General features: G+C 69.2%; 12 protein-coding genes. 6 read left to right on the forward strand and 6 right to left on the reverse strand.

All coding sequences use genetic code 11. The annotated features are described in order from the left end of the window. Position 1: 1 nt before the first annotated feature. The 4 genes from soxX to C6569_RS04515 all read right to left on the reverse strand — a co-directional run bounded on the left by soxX (position 2) and on the right by C6569_RS04515 (position 4,460). Positions 2-442, reverse strand: coding sequence for a sulfur oxidation c-type cytochrome SoxX (soxX, locus tag C6569_RS04500; RefSeq protein ID WP_106747710.1), 441 nt, complete (start codon positions 440-442; stop codon positions 2-4). After that, on the reverse strand, positions 439-2,613 hold the full coding sequence (locus C6569_RS04505; RefSeq protein ID WP_106747711.1) for a xanthine dehydrogenase family protein molybdopterin-binding subunit: 2,175 nt from the start codon (positions 2,611-2,613) through the stop codon (positions 439-441). The genes soxX and C6569_RS04505 overlap by 4 nt, the downstream gene beginning before the upstream one ends. A gap of 11 nt (positions 2,614-2,624) precedes the next feature. Next, positions 2,625-3,083, reverse strand: coding sequence for a (2Fe-2S)-binding protein (locus C6569_RS04510; protein WP_106747712.1), 459 nt, complete (start codon positions 3,081-3,083; stop codon positions 2,625-2,627). A gap of 417 nt (positions 3,084-3,500) precedes the next feature. Next, a complete protein-coding gene (locus C6569_RS04515) occupies positions 3,501-4,460 on the reverse strand; it encodes an FCD domain-containing protein (RefSeq protein ID WP_106747713.1) in 960 nt (319 codons plus the stop codon). 212 nt (positions 4,461-4,672) lie between these two features. Between C6569_RS04515 and C6569_RS04520 the strand changes: the two genes are divergently transcribed. The 6 genes from C6569_RS04520 (at position 4,673) to C6569_RS04545 (ending at position 10,532) form a co-directional block, all read left to right on the forward strand. Then, a complete protein-coding gene (locus C6569_RS04520; protein ID WP_106747714.1) occupies positions 4,673-5,503 on the forward strand; it encodes an ABC transporter substrate-binding protein in 831 nt (276 codons plus the stop codon). An 80-nt stretch (positions 5,504-5,583) separates the two neighbouring features. Next, entirely contained in the window at positions 5,584-6,318 is a 735-nt protein-coding gene (locus C6569_RS04525; RefSeq protein WP_106747715.1) for an amino acid ABC transporter permease, read from the forward strand. Then, the gene (locus tag C6569_RS04530; protein ID WP_106747716.1) at positions 6,315-7,073 is read left to right on the forward strand and encodes an amino acid ABC transporter ATP-binding protein; all 759 of its coding nucleotides are present in this window, start codon (positions 6,315-6,317) and stop codon (positions 7,071-7,073) included. The genes C6569_RS04525 and C6569_RS04530 overlap by 4 nt, the downstream gene beginning before the upstream one ends. A 17-nt stretch (positions 7,074-7,090) precedes the next feature. Further along, positions 7,091-8,239 carry a M20 family metallopeptidase gene (locus tag C6569_RS04535; protein ID WP_106747717.1) on the forward strand — a complete coding sequence of 383 codons (1,149 nt, stop codon included), beginning with the start codon at positions 7,091-7,093 and terminating at the stop codon, positions 8,237-8,239. After that, positions 8,236-9,357, forward strand: a complete 1,122-nt coding sequence (locus C6569_RS04540; RefSeq protein WP_106747718.1) for a mandelate racemase/muconate lactonizing enzyme family protein — start codon at positions 8,236-8,238, stop codon at positions 9,355-9,357. The genes C6569_RS04535 and C6569_RS04540 overlap by 4 nt, the downstream gene beginning before the upstream one ends. Further along, positions 9,354-10,532, forward strand: coding sequence for a M24 family metallopeptidase (locus C6569_RS04545; protein WP_106747719.1), 1,179 nt, complete (start codon positions 9,354-9,356; stop codon positions 10,530-10,532). Before C6569_RS04540 ends, C6569_RS04545 begins: the two co-directional genes overlap by 4 nt. Before the next feature lie 270 nt (positions 10,533-10,802). Here C6569_RS04545 and C6569_RS04550 read toward each other — a convergent pair whose 3' ends face one another. Next, the gene (locus tag C6569_RS04550) at positions 10,803-14,540 is read right to left on the reverse strand and encodes a vitamin B12-dependent ribonucleotide reductase (protein WP_106747720.1); all 3,738 of its coding nucleotides are present in this window, start codon (positions 14,538-14,540) and stop codon (positions 10,803-10,805) included. Positions 14,541-15,324: 784 nt separating this feature from the next. Beyond that, entirely contained in the window at positions 15,325-18,216 is a 2,892-nt protein-coding gene (locus C6569_RS04555) for an Rne/Rng family ribonuclease (RefSeq protein WP_106747721.1), read from the reverse strand. Between the last annotated feature and the right edge of the window lie 337 nt (positions 18,217-18,553).

The following is an 18,553-nucleotide window of genomic DNA, read 5'->3' on the forward strand; positions in this document are numbered from 1 at the left end:
TTCACTCCTTCAGGGCGGACAGATAGGCGACCACGTCCTCGATCTCCTGAGCGGAGAGCACCGGCCGTCCCCGCCAGCGCTCGTCGACATGGGCAAGGCCCGCAACGCGATGATAGGCCGGCATCACCGCCGCGGGGTTGGCGAGCGTCGGATCGATGACCCGCAGCCTGATCTGGCCGGGGGTGAGGCGGGCGCCGACACCCGCGAGCAGCGGCCCCACCTCGCCCATGAACGTCTCCGCCGGATCGGGGATCGTGTGGCAGATGAGACAATTGGCCGTCTCCCGGTTGCGGACGATCCGCGCGCCGCGCTCGGCCGATCCGGTGAGCCCGCCGAGCGGCGCCGCCACGGCATCGCCCGAGACGACGAAGGGCGCAACCTCCTGTCCCGCCGCCGGTGCGGCGAGGCCGAGGACGACCAGGGCGGCGCGGAAGCCCCTCACGCCCGCCTGAGGTCCTGGTCCTTCAGCGGCACCGAGCGGATGCGCTTGCCCGTGGCGGCGAAGATCGCGTTCAGCACGGCCGGCGCCGCCACCATGATGGTCGGCTCGCCGACGCCGCCCCAGAAGCCGCCGGAGGGCATGACGATGGTCTCGACCTTCGGCATCTCGTCCATGCGCAGGACGTTGTAGCTGTCGAAATTGGTCTCGACGATCTGCCCGTCCTTCACCGTGCAGGCGCCGTAGAGCAGGGCCGAGAGGCCGTAGACGAAGGAGCCCTCCACCTGCATCTCGATCTGCCGCGGGTTGACGGCATGGCCGCAGTCGGTGGCCGCCACGATGCGGTGCATGCGCAGCTTGCCCGCCGCATCGACCGAGACCTCGGCAGCGGCGGCCACATAGCTGCCGAAGCCCATCTGCTGGGCGATGCCGCGGTGGACGCCTGCCGGCGGCGGCTTGTCCCAGCCGATCCTCTCGGCCACCGCGTTCAGCACGGCGAGGTGGCGGGGATGGTTGCCCATCAGCTTGCGGCGGAAGGCGAGGGGATCCTGCCCCGCCGCGTGGGCGAGCTCGTCGAGGAAGCACTCCAGGTAGATGGCATTCTGGTTGTGGTTCACGCCCCGCCAGAAATGCGGCGGCACGTGGGTGTTCCGCATGGCGTGGTCGATCAGCAGGTTGGGGAAGGAATAGCCGATCTGGCTGTCGTTGCCGCCGGCGTTCAGCCCCTGGAACTGCACGGGATCGCGGCCGCTCTGCAGCGCCGTGGGGAAAACGTAGGAGAGGATCGACTGGCCGGAGATGCGCATGTGCAGACCGACGACGTTTCCCTGTGCGTCGAGGCCGCCGGTGAGCTTGCACATGGTGACGGGGTGGTAGCGCCCCTGCACCATGTCCTCCTCGCGCGTCCATTGCGTCTTGATCGGCACGCCCGGCACCTGCCTGGCGATGGTGACGGCCTGGATGAGCCAGTCGTGGGTGGTTCGCCGGCCGAAGCCGCCGCCGAGATCGACGCGGTGCACGTCGCACGCCGTCTGCGGCAGGCCGGCGGCCTGGGCGGTCGCGGCCAGCGCCGCCTCGCCGTTCTGGGTGGGGCACCAGACGTCACAGCGCGTCGGTGTCCACACCACCGTGGCGTTCATCGGCTCCATCGGCGCGTGATTCTGGAAGGGGTACTCGTAGACGGCCTCCAGCTTCCGGGCCGCCCCGGCGATGGCGGCGCGGGCGTCGCCGTTGGTGTTGCCGACGAAGGCCTCCTGCGCATCGAGCCCCTCGCGCAACTGCGCCGCGATGGTTTCGGAGGACACCGCCCGGTTCGGCCCGTAGTCCCAGGTGACGGGCAGGGCGTCGAGGGCGGTCTTCGCCTGCCAGAACGTGTCGGCCACCACGGCGACCGCGGTGTCGGCGACCTTCAGCACGTGCCGCACGCCGGGCATGGAGGAGACCTTGGCGGCGTCGAAGGACGCGACCTTGCCGCCGAACACGGGGCATTCCTTCGGTACGGCCACCAGCATGCCGGGCATCTTCAGGTCCGAGCCGTAGACAAGCGCGCCGGTGGTCTTCGCGGCGGTATCGAGACGCTTCGCCGAGGTGCCGATGACGGTCCAGTCCTTCGGGTCCTTCAAGGGCACGTTGGCGGGCGGCGTCAGGCGGGCGGCGGCGGCCGCGACCTGCCCGTAGCGCACGGACCGGCCGGACGCGGCGTGGGTGATGACGCTGTCCTTGGCGGTGCACTGCGCGGCCGGTACGCCCCAGGCGTCGGCGGCCGCCTGGATCAGCATGACGCGGGCGGTGGCGCCGCCGCGGCGGACGTATTCGTGGCTCTGGCGGATGCCCTGGCTGCCGGCGGTGAGGAAGGCGCCCCAGGCGCGGTTGCGGGCGAGGGACTGGCCGGGCGTCACGTATTCGGTGACGATCTTCGACCAGTCGCAGTGCAGCTCCTCCGCGATCATCTGGCAGAGCCCGGTGCGCGTGCCCTGGCCCATCTCGGAGCGCGCCATGCGCAGCACCACCGTGTCGTCGGGACGGATGACGACCCAGGCGTTGATCTCAGGGGTTGCGGCGGGCGCCGGCTGCTGGGCGAAGGCATCGGTCGGCAGGCAGAAGCCGACGGTGAGGCCGGCGGCGGCCTTGAGGACGGCGCGGCGGGAGGCGGTCGTGGTCTCGATGAGCGTCATGTCGGCCTCCCTCAGCCCTGGCGGTTCGCGGCGGCCTGCTTGATGCCGGCGCGGACGCGGTTGTAGGTGCCGCACCGGCAGATGTTGGTCATCGCATTGTCGATGTCCTCGTCCGTCGGGTTCGGCTTCTCCGCGAGCAGGGCGGCGGCGGCCATGATCATGCCGGACTGGCAATAGCCGCACTGGGGCACGTCGAGGTCGCGCCAGGCGACCTGGATGGGGTGCATGCCGTTCGGCGACAGGCCCTCGATGGTGACGATCTTCTGGTCGGGGGTGACCGCGCTCAGCGGCATCGCGCAGGAGCGCACCGCCTGACCGTCGATATGCACCGTGCAGGCGCCGCAGGCGGCGATGCCGCAGCCGTACTTCGTGCCGGTGAGGCCCGCCTGCTCGCGCAGGGCCCAGAGCAGCGGCGTGTCGTCCGCCGCCTGAACGTCGACCACCTGGCCGTTGATGTTGAGTTTCGCCACCGCCGTCTCCCTCGTTCGACCGGCCCTTCCCAGGCTCTTGTCTGGAACGAGTCCATCTTGGTCGGACCGCAGGCACAACCCGCTTCGACGCCGGCCGTCTTCACAATCCTGAGAGCCGTGGGTTCTGAGCCCGTGTCCTCCGATATCGCGGCGCCTGACGGGCCCGCGGGGCCGAGGGGAGGATCGATACGGCTGCGCTCGATCCCGGCGCCGCGGTGGAACCATTCGAGGCGCTCGCCGAGCACCAGGATCGCGAGGCCCGCCGAGAAGACGGGAGACAGGTGGAGGAAGGTCGCCCGATGCTCGCCAACCGGCGCGCCAGTGCTTCGAGCTGCGGCGCGTCATGGCAGCACATCCTCTCGATGGACGCGGTGTGTCGAGCCAGAGCCCGCGCTTGCCCCTCGGCCGCAGCGCCGTTCATCGGCTCGCCGGCTGCTCCTCGTCGCGGCCGGCCTTGCTGACCTCGATCGAACGGAGGGCATCCCGCTCGGCGCGGGCGAGGTGGTGGCGCAGCGCGGCCGCCGCCGCGCCAGGATCGCCGGCGAGAAGCGCGTCGATGACGACGATATGCTCGTTCGACCAGGCCATGACCCTTTCGGCCTCCTCGTAGGTGCCAAGCTCGAGAAGCCGGCGCAGATCGATCTGCTGCCGCACGGCCGCCACCAGAAATGGATTTCCGGTGAACCCGGCAAGCCCTCCGTGGAAGTCGGCATCCAGTGCCACGGCGATCGAACGGCGCATCAGCCGCTGCCTGCGGATATCCTCCGGGACCGTGGCGTCGCCGATGTCGGTCAGCAGCGCGACATGACGTTCGCGCAGCGTGTTCAGCACCCCGCTATCGGGTCGGAACGTGTCCAGCAGCAAGCTGGCAGGCTCCAGCATCAGGCGGAAATCATAGCTCGCGCGAACGCTGTCGATATCGTTCATCGTTTCGACGAAGCGCCATGAGCGGCCAGCCCCCCGCATGAGCAGCCCGTCATCCACCAGCCGCCCGACCACGTGATCGAGGATCGGCCGGCTGACGGCATAGCGGGCCGACAACACGCCGCGAGAGACCTCGGAGGGAAGCGCGTTGGAGATCCTGTCCTTCAGAATCTGTCCGTAGAGCAGGTCCTCGGGAGCCGCGGGAGCTTCGAGGTGCAGGCTTCCGAACGCCGCGCCGTCCCGCAACAGAAAGAATCCCTGGTTCGGCCGGGCTTCGACGAGCCTCAGTTCGATTAGCACCTTCATGGCGGCGCGCACCGGCGTGCGCGACAGGCCGAGCTGCCGGGCCAGCTCCAGTTCGGTGACATGCCGGCCCTCGCTCCAGCCGCAGCGGGCAGCCAGGTCGGCAATCTGGCGGGCGAGGGCGATGGTGCGTGAACGGGGCGGCTTCATGGCTGCGGCACGCGCCTTGCTTTGTCGATGCGAGTTTCTACGCCCTGCATTGTACTAACTGTCGCAATTAGAACAATGCAGCAATCCTGAGGACCACGATGATCGTTCGCGCGCCGATTGCCTCCGAATGCGGCAGTTCCGCCGCTGATGGCAGGTGTCGACCCTGTCCCGCGCGAACTCCGCTCTGCACTGCTCAACCACCAGGAGTCCCCATGTCTCGATCGTCCACTCATCCGCTGCATCGCGCTGCAGCCTGCCTTGTAGCCGCAGCCGCGACACTGTTCGCCATCGGCGTTGCAAAAGCCCAGCCGGCTGCACCGGCTCTGGTGTCGACGGGCAAGCTGACCTATGGCACCGCCGCCACCTTCGCGCCCTTCGAATACACGGTGGACGGCAAGCTGACCGGGTTCGACATCGATTTCATCGAGGCCATCGCCCGGAAACTGACGCTCGAGCCTGCGCCCCTCAACATCGAGTTCCGCGGGCTCATCCCGGCGCTGCAGGGGCGCCGCGTCGATATCATCAACTCGGCGATGTACATCAACCCGGCCCGCTCCGAGCAGGTCGATTTCGTGCCCTACATGAAGATCGGGCAGCAGATGGTGGTGCGCCGCGGCAACCCCCTCGCCATTCGCGGGCGCGATGACCTCTGCGGCCGCAAGGTGGCCGTGACCCTCGGCGGAATCCAGGAGACCTATGCCCGCCAGGACGCGGAGCGGTGCAAGACGGCCGGTCGTCCCGACCTGACGGTCATGACCTTCCCGACGGCGCAGGATTCGGCCCTGTCGGTCCGTCAGGGCCGTGCCGATGCCTATTACGAGAGCACGGCAGGGGTCGCCAAGATCGTCCTCGAGCGGTCCGACGTCTTCGAGGCGGTGGGCGAAGTCTTCGAGTTCGGCACGCAGATCGGGATCGCCGTGCGCAAGGGCGACACCGTCATGGCCCGGCTGATCGCCGAGGCCATCGCCAAGGTGGTCGCCGACGGCACCTACAAGCAGCTGATGCAGAAGTACAACCTGCCGCCGGAAGGCAGCCTCTTCTGATCCTCGCCATCCATGGGCGCCGGGGCCGCAGGCGGGCCCGGCGCCCAACCTTCCGTCAGTGAGTGCCGATAGCAGGGCCTATGATCTTCGACGCACCCGACCTGATATGGACCTATCTCATCAGTGAGAGGTTCTACCATGCCGCGCTGATGACGCTGCTGATCAGCATCTGCTCGCTCGTCGGCGGCATGGTGGTCGGCCTCGTGCTGGCCCTCATGCAGGAAGCGAAATGGGCTCCGCCGCGGATGCTGGCGGTCGGCTATCTCTGGCTGTTCCGCGGCACGCCGGTGCTTTTCCAGCTGATCTTCGTCTTCAACGTGTTGCCGTCCTTCGGCTTCGTGCTCTCGGGCTTTGCCTGCGCCATCCTGGCCCTGTCGCTCAACGAGGGAGCTTACATGGCCGAGATCATGCGCTCCGGCATCCGCACGGTCGGCGCCGGCCAGCGCAATGCGGCTCGCGCGCTCGGCATGCCGGAATGGCAGGTGATGCGCTGGATCATCCTGCCCCAGGCGCTGCGCGTGATCATTCCGCCGATCGGCAACCAGTTCATCGGCATGCTGAAGCTGTCGGCCCTCGTCTCGGTGATCGCGGTCGAGGAACTGCTGCTGGTCGCGAACCAGACGGCCTCGTCGAACTTCCGCTATCTCGAGGCGCTGGCGGCGGCCGGCATCTACTACCTCGCGATGACCACCGTGTTCATGCTGCTGCAGAGCCTGATCGAGCGGGCACTGCGCCGCCGTGGCCGGAGCGGCACCCGGGGCGGGCTGACCCAGCGCATGCTGAGCGCCACAGCCGATCTGGGGAGGGTGCGATGAGCGCCGATGCGAAGGTTCCGCTTCTCAAGGCCTCGGCCATCCACAAGAGCTACGGCGATCTCAGCGTGCTGCGTGGCGTCGATCTGAAGGTGACGCGCGGCGAATGCCTGTGCATCGTCGGCCCGTCCGGCTCCGGCAAGTCGACGCTCCTGCGCTGCATCAACCTGCTGGAGCCGATCGAGAGCGGCCGCATCCTGTTCGAGGGCGACGATATCGCCGGCGCTCCCAAGTCGCGGGCCCCGGCCGTTCGCCAGCGGATCGGCATGGTCTTCCAAAATTTCGAGCTGTTCCAGCACCTCTCGGCACGCGACAACGTCGCGCTGGCGCCCGTCAAGGTGAAGGGGATGTCGCGCACGCAGGCCCTGGAGCGCGCCCAGATGCTGCTGGAGAAGGTGCACCTGCCCGACAAGGGCGACGCTTTCCCCGACGAGTTGTCGGGCGGCCAGCAGCAGCGCGTCGCGATCGCCCGCGCCCTCGCCATGGAGCCGGCCCTCATGCTCTACGACGAGCCGACCAGCGCGCTCGATCCCGAGACCGTCGGCGAGGTGCTGCAGGTCATGCAGGAACTGGCCGAAGAGGGCCGCACCAGCATCGTCGTGACCCACGAGATGGGCTTTGCCCGCCGCGCCGCCGATCGCGTGATGTTCATGGACGGCGGCCTGTTCGTGCACGAGGCGCCGCCGGCCGACTTCTTCTCACCCGATGCCACTGTGCCGGAGCGGCTCGCGCGGTTCCTCGGACGGCTTTCGCATTGAGCATCCCGGATATGACGATGACTGCAGAGCGCCTGATCGCAAGGCTCGAAAGGCTGGTCGGGTTCGACACGCAGAACCCCCCGGGCGCGCGGGAGGCGGCCTGCGCCGACTGGGTGGCGGCGGAGCTGCGTGCGCTCGGCTTAGCCGTCGAGATCGACGGCTTCGACGAGGGCAGGGCCAATGTGGTGGCGACCCTCGAGAACGGGCCCGGCCCCTGCTTCGCCTTCAACACCCATATGGACGTCGTGCCGGTCGGCGCCGGCTGGACCACCGATCCCATGCGACTGACGGCCGTCGGCGACAGGCTGCACGGACGCGGCGCCTGCGACGCCAAGGGCCCGCTCGCCGCCATGCTCGAGGCCGTGGACATGCTGGCCGCCGGCCGCAGCCGGTGGTCCGGCACGCTGATGGCGGTCTTCGTCGCCGACGAGGAAGCCTCGTCCCGCGGCGCACGCCGCTATGCCGCGACCAAGCCCCCGATCGACTATGTCGTCGTGGGCGAGCCGAGCGGCAATGCGCCGATCATCGCGCACAAGGGCAGCCTGAGGCCGCTGGTCCGCGTCGGCGGCCGCACCGCCCATTCCGGAACGCCCGATCTCGGGCTGAACGCCATTTTCGAAGCCGGCCGGCTGCTGCCGAGGATTGCCGCCGCCCATGCGGCGCTGAAGGCGAAGGTGCATCCGCTGATCGGCTCGCCGAGCCTGACCGTCACCCGGGCGAACGCCGGGGTCGCCGACAATGTCGTGCCCGACGCCTGCGACCTGCTGCTCGACCGGCGGCTTATCCCCGGCGAGACCGAAGCGGCTGCGGTGGCCGAGATCGAGGCCATGCTTCAGGCCGCCGGCGACGAGGACGGCATCGCCGCGCGCATCGTCGAGCTGAAGCCGACCACCGGCGGGGCTGCCGATACCCCGGCCGACCATCCGATCGTGCTGGCGGCGAGCGCGGCCGGCGAGCGCCACGGCGTGGGCGATGCCCGTCCCATCGGTTTCCAGGGCGCCTGCGACTTCGTCCATTTCCGCGAGGTGGGCGCGCAGGGTGTCGTGCTGGGCCCCGGCGATCTCGCGGTCGCCCACAAGCCCGACGAATATGTCCCGCGCGCCGAGCTGGAGGCCGCGGCCCTCATCTATCGCGACATCGCGCTCGCCATGTTGCCACGGTCATGAGCCGCCGCATCCGGATCATCGGCCTGTCGCTCGGCTATGCCGGCGGGCTGGTGCTGCACACGGCGTCATCCGGGTCGGTTCCCCGGCTCGACGAGCTTCGCCTCATCGTCGAGGAGGACGGCGCCCTTGCGGCAATCGGCGCGACGCGCCTCAACATCGCGTATCTCAGCGGCATTCCCGCCGCCGAGCTGAAAGCGGCGATCCTCGCCGTGGCCTCCAAGCTGGACTGGTCGGGTCCGCCCGCCGACTGGCCGGACCAGATCGACGAGCGCTTTCCCGGCCTGCCCGCCCCCGTACGCATGCTGTTCGAAATGGCGGCGGCCGATGGCCGTGCGCGCGCTGAGGGCAGGACCCTGGCGGCCTCGCTGGGAGGCGGGGTCGCACCGGCCCCCCTGACGTCGGACACCAACCAGACGCTGTTCTGGCAGGACGATGACAGCCTCGTTGCCCGCGCCCGGGCCTATGCGGAGCGGGGCTTCCTCCAGCTGAAGCTGCGGATCGGCATTGCGGACTTTGCCGACGATCTGCGCAGACTCGCCCTGTTGCGGAGCGAGATCGGGCCCGCAGCCCGCCTGTCGGTCGATGCCAACGGGACCTGGGACGAAGCCTCCGCGCCGGGCCGGCTCGAGGGTCTGGCAAGGCTCGGCGTCGAATACGTCGAGCAGCCGTTGGCCGCGTCCGACTGGGCGGGCACGGTGCGTCTGGCGCGCGCGACGCCTGTCCCCATCATGCTCGACGAAGCCCTGTCCTCCTATGAGGCCATCGAGCGGCTGGCGGAGACGGGCGCCGCGCAGCTCGCGCATCTCAAGCTCGCCAAGCTCGGCGGCCTCGACCGGATGATGAGCGCGGCCCGCCTGCTGCAGGCAGCGGGCGTCGGCATCATGATCGGGCAGATGAACGAGGGCGCGCCCTCGACGCTGGCCGCCGCCCATGCCGCGATCGCCCTCGCGGCGCCGCTGCGCGAACTCTATGGCGCCGATCAGCTCGCCGACGAACCCGCCGAGCCCGCGCTCGTCTATGCGGACGGCGTTCTGCGGCTGCCCGCCGGGCCCGGCCTCGGGCTCGCCTCCCATCCCCATCCGCCCGATTGCGACCTTCACTGGGACCACACGTCATGACCAACAGCACTGCGACTTCAGGCCTCGCGCGGGGCATCGAGGCGGCATTTCCCGCCGCCGAGTTCGAGGCGCGCCTCGCTGCCGCCCGCAACGGCCTTGCGGCCCGCGGCCTGGACGCTGCGGTGTTCACCGGTCCGGAGAACATCTTCTATCTCACGGGGCAGCAGACGCCCGGCTACTACACCTTCCAGTGCCTGGTTCTGCCGGCCGAGGGCGAGCCGGTCTTCCTGCTGCGCCAGCTCGAGGTGACGAACTTCCTGCGCAACACCTACCTCCCCGAATACGAGGCCTATGGCGACGGCCAGCGGCCGGCCGAACTGGTGGTCGATGCCCTCGCCAAGCGCGGCCTCACCGGCAAGCGCATCGGCATCGAGAAGGGCGGCTGGTTCCTGCCGATCGCGTTCTACGAGGCGCTGGCCGCCGTGTTGCCCCGCATCGAGGACGCGACCGGCATCGTCGAAGCCATGCGGCGCGTGAAGTCCGCGGCGGAGATCGCCAAGATCGAGCAGTCCGTGCGGCAGGCCGATCTCGGTATCCAGGCCGGCATCGCGGCGGTGCGCGAGGGCGTCAGCGAGAACGACATCGTCGCCGAGATGATGCACGCGGCGATCAAGGGCGGCGCCGAGTATATGGGCATGGAGCCGCTCGTGTCCTCGGGGCCGCGATCGGGCGTGCCGCACGCCACCTGGCGCCGGCGGAAACTCGAAGCGGGTGACGGCGTGTTCATGGAAATGTCCGGCTGCTACGACCGCTATCACTCGGGCCTGATGCGAACGGCCTGGGTCGGCGAGCCGCCAGCGCTCGCCCGCGAACTGGAAAAGGTGGTGCTGGCCGCTCTCGACGCCGCCATCGGCGCCGCCAGGCCCGGGGCCACCTGCGCCGCGCCCCACATCGCCGCGCAGAGGATCATCGATGCCGCCGGCATGACCGAGCGCTACCGCAAGCGCACGGGCTACAGCCTCGGCATTTCGTTTGCGCCGGACTGGGGCGAGTGGCAGGTGGCAAGCCTCCACGACACGGTCGACATCCCGCTGGAACCCGGCATGTGCTTCCATGTCGTGCCGGCGCTGCGCGACTATGGCGTCTTCACCATCGGCATCAGCGAATCCATCTGCATCACCGAGACGGGTGCGAGAATCCTGGGCAAGACCCCCAGGACGATCCAGATGAAATAGGGCAGGTCGCCCGTCGCCCGGCGAGCGCGCTCGGGAGACCGGAGTGGCGCCTCACGGATGAGGCGCCGGCGGAACCGCAACGGGTCGGGCTTCGGCGAACCGCACGAGGTGCTCTGGCCGTACGGCCGTCGGCAGCGCCCGGCGGCACACGATCTGCTCGTGCTCGGACGAAGCGACGAAGCGGACGCCGAGGGCTTCCGCCGTCGACGAGCCGCCACGTCCAGGTCGCGAGCACGAACCGTGTTCCGGTTCACACACGCCACAGGGCGTTCAGCTGCACCCCGTCGTCGAGCCGCACGTGTCGCACTTCAGACAGGTGCCGTTGCGCACCAGCGTGAAGTTCGAGCATTCGGGGCAGGCGTCGCCCACATAGCCGCGCAGCTTGGCCTCCGCCCGCCGGTCGGCGGTCGAGCGCTCCGACGAAACGGACTTGGCCTCGGGTGCCGCCTCCGCCTCGTCGAAGAGGGTGTTGAGGGTGGGGGAGACGGCGGCGGCCACCTCCTCCTTCAGCGCCGTGGCGCCGATGGTGGCGGGGCCGCGGGCCATGGTCACCACCGTGCCCGAGCGGCCGTCGCTCGACAGCGAGCCCGGGGTCGGCTGGCCGCTCTGGCCGGCCACCACGGTGAACTTGTCGGTCTTGCCGCGCACGAGACCCTTCGACAGCACCGCCTTGGCGACTCCTTCCGAGGCCCCGGTGCCGAGCGCGTCGTAGCGGCTCTCGCCGGGATCGACATGGCCGAGGTCCGAGCGGCCGAGATAGCTCACGGCGAGCTCGCGGAACACGTAGTCGAGGATCGAGGTGGCGTATTTGATCGTGTCGTTGCCCTGCACCGGGCCCGCGGGCTCGAAGCGGGTGAAGGTGAAGGCCTCGACATATTCGTCGAGCGGCACGCCGTACTGGAGGCCCAGCGAGATGGCGATGGCGAAGTTGTTGAGGAGCGAGCGCAGCGCCGCGCCCTCCTTGTGCATGTCGATGAAGATCTCGCCGATGCGGCCGTCGTCATATTCGCCGGTACGCAGGTAGACCTTGTGACCGCCGACGACGGCCTTCTGGGTGTAGCCCTTGCGGCGGTCCGGGAGCTTCTCGCGCTCGCGGATCACCTGGACGCGCTCCACCACCTTCTCGACGATGCGCTCGGCCAGCGCCGCGGCGCGGGCCGCCTGCGGCTTCTCCATGAACTCCTCGACGCCGTCCTCGTCCTCGTCGTCCTCGATGAGCTGCGAGTTCAGCGGCTGGGAGAGCTTGGAGCCGTCGCGGTAGAGGGCGTTGGCCTTCAGCGCCAGCTTCCACGAGAGCATGTAGGCGCTCTTGCAGTCGTCGACGGTGGCCTCGTTCGGCATGTTGATGGTCTTGGAGATGGCCCCGGAGATGAAGGGCTGCGCCGCCGCCATCATGCGGATGTGGCTCTCCACCGAGAGGTAGCGCTTGCCCTTGCGGCCGCAGGGATTGGCGCAGTCGAACACCGCATAGTGCTCGGCCTTGAGGTAGGGCGCGCCTTCCAGCGTCATGGCGCCGCAGACGTGCTCGTTGGCCGCCTCGATGTCCTTCTTGGAGAAGCCGATGCGGGCCAGCAGCTCGAAACCGGGGGCGTTCACCTCCTCGGCCGGAATGCCGAGGGTCTTCACCACGAAGTCCTCGCCGAGCGTCCACTTGTTGAACACGAACTTGATGTCGAAGGCGGTCTTCAGCTGCGCCTCGACCTTGGCCAGGGCCTCGTCGGTGAAGCCCTTGGCGCGCAGGGTCGAGGCGTTGATGGCCGGGGCCTGGGCGAGCGAGCCGTGGCCGACCGCATAGGCCTCCATCTCGGCGATCTCGCTCTCGCGATAGCCGAGGGTGCGCAGCGCCTCCGGCACCGCCTGGTTGATGATCTTGAAGTAGCCGCCGCCGGCCAGCTTCTTGAACTTCACCAGCGCGAAGTCGGGCTCGATGCCGGTCGTGTCGCAGTCCATGACCAGGCCGATCGTGCCGGTGGGCGCGATGACCGAGACCTGGGCGTTGCGGTAGCCGTTCTTTTCGCCGAGGGCGAGCGCCTCGTCCCAGGCGCGGGTAGCGTGGGCGACGAGGCCCGGCACCGGGCAGTTGGCATGGTCGAGGGCGACCGGGTTCACCGACAGCGCCTCGTAGCCCGAGGTCTCCCCGTGGGCGGCGCGGCGATGGTTGCGGATGACGCGCAGCATGTGCTCGCGGTTCGGGGCGTAGCCGGGGAAGGGCCCGAGTTCGCCCGCCATCTCCGCCGAGGTCTTGTAGGAGACGCCGGTCATGACGGCGGTCAGCACGCCGGCGAGCGAACGGCCCTCGTCGGAGTCGTAGGGGATACCCATGGTCATGAGCAGGCCGCCGATATTGGCGTAGCCGAGGCCGAGGGTGCGGTACTCGTAGGAGAGCTCGGCGATCTGGCGCGAGGGGAACTGCGCCATCAGCACGGAGATCTCGAGCACGACCGTCCACAGGCGGCAGAGGTGCTCGTACCCCTCGATGTCGAAGCGCTTGGCCTTCGGATCATAGAACTGCAGCAGGTTCGCCGAGGCGAGGTTGCACGCCGTGTCGTCGAGGAACATGTACTCCGAGCACGGGTTCGACGCGCGGATCGGGCCGGCCGCCGGACAGGTGTGCCAGTCGTTCATGGTCGTGTTGAAGTGCAGGCCCGGATCGGCGGAAGCCCAGGCGGCGTGGCCGATCTTCTCCCAGAGGTCGCGGGCCTTCAGCGTCTTCATCACCTTGCCGGAGATGCGGGCGGTGAGGTTCCAGTCGCCGTCGGTCTCCACCGCCTGCAGGAAGTCGTCCTTCAGCGAGACGGAGTTGTTGGAGTTCTGGCCGGCCACCGTCAGGTAGGCGTCGGAGTCCCAGTCCGTGTCGTAGGTCGGGAACTCGATGTCCTTGTAGCCCTGGCGGGCGAACTGGATGACCCGCTTGATGTAGTTGTCGGGCACCATGGACTTGCGCGCCGCCTTCACCTCGCGCTTCAGCGCCGGGTTCTGGTTCGGGTCGAAGCAGGCGTCCAGCTTCTCGCCATTCGCGCCCTCGCAGTTGAGGCAGGCCTTCATGATGGCCTTCAGGTGCTTGGCGACGATCTTCGAGCCGGTCACCAGCGAGGCGACCTTCTGCTCCTCGATGACCTTCCAGTCGATATAGGCCTCAATGTCCGGATGGTCGGCGTCGACCACCACCATCTTGGCGGCGCGGCGCGTCGTGCCGCCCGACTTGATGGCACCGGCGGCGCGGTCGCCGATCTTCAGGAAGCTCATCAGGCCGGAGGAGCGGCCGCCGCCGGCGAGCTTCTCGCCCTCGCCGCGCAGGTAGGAGAAGTTGGAGCCAGTGCCCGAGCCGTATTTGAACAGGCGCGCCTCGCGCACCCACAGGTCCATGATGCCGCCCTCGTTGACGAGGTCGTCGGCGACCGACTGGATGAAGCAAGCATGCGGCTGCGGGTGCTCGTAGGCCGACTTGGACTTGGTCAGCTTGCCGGTCTCGAAGTCGACGTAATAGTGGCCCTGGCCGGGGCCGTCGATGCCATAGGCCCAGTGCAGGCCGGTGTTGAACCACTGCGGCGAGTTCGGCGCCACCATCTGGCGAGCCAGCATGAAGCGCAACTCGTCGAAGAAGGCCTGGGCGTCGGCCTCCTGGTCGAAATAGCCGCCCTTCCAGCCCCAGTAGGTCCAGGTGCCGGCGAGGCGGTCGAAGACCTGCTGCGAGGTGGTCTCACCCACCCAGCGCTCCTTCTCGGGCAGCTCCTTCAGCGCCTTCTCGTCCGGCGCCGAGCGCCACAGCCACGAGGGAACGGAATTCTCCTCGACCTTCTTCAGGCGCGCGGGAACGCCGGCCTTGCGGAAATACTTCTGCGCGAGGATGTCGGCGGCCACCTGGCTCCACGCCTCCGGCACCTCGATGCCCTCCAGGCGGAAGACGATGGAGCCGTCCGGATTGCGGATTTCCGACGTCGCCTTGCGGAAGGCGATCCCCTGATAGGGCGACTGTCCGGCCGTGGTGTAACGCCTGTCGATGCGCATCTGTCGATCCTCGTCTCAGGCCGGGAGTGTGCTCCCGCGCCGTCATTGGGTCCAGCGAGCCGGACCTGCCCCACCCGGGTTATCCGGGTCCCGTCTGTCGCCTCGGCCGGCTTGTTCCCGCTCTCCACAGGGAGCGGGGACCGGCTCGTTGAAGTCTCTCCCGTGCCTGTCGCACGGCCCCGCCGTCGCTCCGCCCGCCGCTGGTGGTGGTCCGCGGGTGCGGCACCGGCCATCGGTTGCGGAGACACTTTTCAAGCTCCAACGCGTCAGCGCGCCGGCCGCTCTCAAAACCGTCTGGGGAAGGCCCGGCAGGGACTGGAAACGATCCGCCGAACCGTTGGCAACCTATGCGGCAGGCACTGACGACGTCAAGATATAGTGGGCACCGGTAAACGAGCCCCTAAATATGGTGTGGATGAGGGAGATTTTCTAGGGAGCGCGCTCGACCCGAAGCAAGTCTCGGAAATCGCGGGGAGATTCGGCAAGCGGATTCTGGCCGGCCCGGAGGCGCCCCGCCGATTCCCGCCGATGCAAGGGATAAGTCGCCCCTTCATCCCCAGGGCCACCATGCCGTCATGTGGCAATTGCGTGACAGGCCGCGGTCGCGGTTGCCGCTTCGTTCGCCGGCCGGAACCGCCGGAGCCCGCCTTCCGCTACGTCGTGTCGCCCCGGCCAGGCCTTTCGAATCGCAGGCGAATCGCGGGCGCCGCCGAATCGGCCCGGACAAAAGGAAACGGCCGGGTCACCCCGGCCGTCGCCTCGTTCCAGTGTTTGCCGGGCAGCCTTACTCGGCGCCTTTGCGGTTCCACCATCCGGCCCGCCGGGCGGAGGCGGCCGCCGGCTGGATCGTGTCCACCGGCTCGGGGTCGGGCGTCCTGCGCCGCTTCACCGGTTCCGCCACGGGGGCGGGCTCCGGCTCGGGGGCGGGGGCGGCGACGGTGGCGGGGGCAGGCGCGTCCACCACGATGGGCTCCGCCGGTGGCGTGCGGCGACGGCGCGGCGGCGGTTCGGCCGCGGCGGCCTCCGGCTCGCTCGGCGCTGCGGCCGGCGCCGGCTCGGCACCGTCCTCGGTAATCGCGACCGCACGCGGGGTGCGTCCGCGGCGACCCGCATGGCGCGGTCCACGTCCTGCTTCGATCTCGCCGGCGGCTTCCGCCTCGGCCGGCACGGGGAAGGGATCGTCGCCCGCGGGCGGCGCCTCCTCGGCGGCGTCCATGGCCTCGGCGCTGCCGTTGCCGGCCTCACCCTCATGGCGCGAACGGCGTCCGCCACGGCGGCCGCGGCGGCGGCGGCGGCGCTCGGCCTCGCCCGCCTCGTCGGAGCCGGCCTCGCCCTCGGCGGTCACGGCGGCGTCCTCGTCGTCCTCGCCCTCGGCGTCCTCGCCCTGGGCCGAGGTCTCGTCGTCGGCGAACTGGCCGCCGCGCTCACCGTCCTCGCGCTCGCCGTTGCGGCCGCGACGGCGACGGCGGCGGCGCTTGCGGCGACGCTCGCTGCTCTCCTCGCTCTCGGCCTCGCCCGGTTCGCCGGAGCGCGAACGCTCGCGGCCCTCGCCGGCTTCGGCTTCCGCTTCGACGATCTCCTCGTCCTCCTCGAACTCCTCCTCGACGAGGTCTTCGGGCTCGACGGGGACGGGCAGGGCGGCCGGCGGCTTGTAGGCGGTCTCCGGCGTGTGCACCTGGGCGCCCTTCTCGATGGCGAACATGTGCTGGCCGGTGATGGTCTCGTCGGCGCTGATGTCGACGCTCACCCGGAAGCGCGTTTCCAGCTCGTGCAGGTGGGCGCGCTTGTTGTTGAGCACGTAGAGCGCCACCGCCGTGCGCGTGCGCACGATCACGTTGTGCGTCGCCGCGCGCAGCAGCTGCTCCTCGACCGAGCGCAGCAGATGCAGCGCCACCGAGGAGACGGAGCGCACATGGCCGAGGCCGCCGCAGGTCGGGCAGGTCTCGGTCGAGCTTTCGAGCACGCCGGTGCGGATGCGCTGGCGGCTCATCTCGAGCAGGCCGAAATGCGAGATGCGGCCGACCTGGATGCGCGCCCGGTCGTTCTTCAGCGCATCCTTCATGCGCTTTTCGACGGCGCGGTTGTTGCGGCCCTCGTCCATGTCGATGAAGTCGACGACGATGAGGCCCGCGAGATCGCGCAGACGCAGCTGGCGGGCGACCTCGTCGGCCGCCTCGAGGTTGGTGCGGAGCGCCGTGTCCTCGATGTTGTGCTCGCGGGTCGAGCGCCCGGAGTTCACGTCGATGGCGACCAGCGCTTCCGTCGGATTGATGACGATGTAGCCGCCGGACTTGAGCTGCACCGTGTTGGAGAACATCGCGTCGAGCTGCGCCTCGACGCCCGAACGGGCGAAGAGCGGCTGCGGCTCGCGATAGGGCTTCACGTTCTTCGCATGGCTCGGCATGAGCATGCGCATGAAGTCCTTGGCCTCCTTGTAGCCCTCCTCGCCGGCGACCAGGACCTCGTCGATGTCCTTGTTGTAGAGGTCGCGGATGGAGCGCTTGATCAGCGAGCCCTCTTCGTAGACCAGCGTCGGGGCGTGCGACTTGAGGGTGGTCTCGCGCACCGTCTCCCACATGCGCAGGAGATATTCGAAGTCGCGCTTCACCTCGGTCTTGGTGCGGTTGGCGCCGGCCGTGCGCAGGATCACGCCCATGCCGTCCGGAACCTCGAGGTCGCCGGCGATGGCCTTCAGCCGCTTGCGGTCGACCGCATTGGTGATCTTGCGGGAAATGCCGCCGCCGCGCGCCGTGTTGGGCATCAGCACCGAATAGCGGCCGGCGAGCGAGAGATAGGTGGTCAGCGCCGCGCCCTTGTTGCCGCGCTCCTCCTTGACGACCTGCACCAGCATGACCTGCCGGCGCTTGATCACTTCCTGGATCTTGTACTGCTTGCGCGGCCGGAAGGTGCGGTCCGGCATGTCCTCGTAGGCGTCGCCCGCGCCGACGGATTCGACCTGGTCCTCCTCGCGCGGACCCTCGCCGTTCTCCTCGTCGCCGTTGCCGTCCTCGTCCTCACCGTCGTCCTCGTCCTCGTCGTCGTCGCTTCCGGCGGCCTCGCCGTCGGCCGCATCGTCGGTGGAAGCGGTGTCACGGATCTCGGCCGGAGCGGCCTCCACGGCGTCCGAGGCTTCGGCCATGGCGGCGGCCTCGGCGGCCGGGGCCTCGCCCGCGGCCTCGGCCGTCGTCTCGGGAGCGCCGGCCTCGATCCCGGTTTCGGTATCGGCCTCGAGCTCGGCCTCGCCGGTCACGCTCTCCGAGGTCTTCGCCTCGGCGGCCTCGTTGCGGGGACGACGCTCGTTGCGGCGGCGACGGCGGCCGTTGCCGCCCTTGCCCGGCCGCTCGGAACGCCGGCCGCGGCCGTTGTCCTCGTCGTCTTCCTCGCGGTGTTGGCGCGCCTCGTCGGCGAGCAGCGCCTCGCGGTCGGCGACCGGAATCTGGTAATAGTCGGGGTGGATCTCGGAGAAGGCGAGAAAGCCATGGCGGTTGCCGCCATATTCGATGAAGGCCGCCTGCAGCGACGGTTCGACCCGTGTCACCTTGGCGAGATAGATATTGCCGCGCAGCTGCTTGCGGGACTGGCTCTCGAAATCGAATTCCTCGACGCGATTACCACGGACCACCACGACCCGGGTTTCTTCCGGGTGGGCGGCATCGATGAGCATCTTGTTGGCCATCGGATGAACTCTTGTGTGTTGGGACGGCCGCTCGCGCCGGCCCGACAGGGCCCCGCTCGGCGAGAAATGCCGGGGCGGCGCCGACATGGCGCCGGCGCACGGCCGTCAATGCTGTGGAAAGGAAGGGGGTAGGGCCGGACGGAAGGCAGACGACGGGGCGGCGAGCGAAAGCGGTGGAACCGCTCGTTCGTCCTGACCCGATAACCGTCGATGCCGGCATGCCGTACACCCGTGAACGTGACGTGCCGCAAGACAGATGCGGCGCAGGGGCACGGTCGTCTGGGCTCCGGGAGAAACCTGAACGGAGCGCGTGTCGGACGGGGAAGCCGCGGAGCCG

Origin of the sequence: Phreatobacter cathodiphilus (assembly GCF_003008515.1) — a bacterium.
In the GTDB taxonomy this organism is placed as follows: Bacteria; Pseudomonadota; Alphaproteobacteria; order Rhizobiales; family Phreatobacteraceae; genus Phreatobacter; species Phreatobacter cathodiphilus.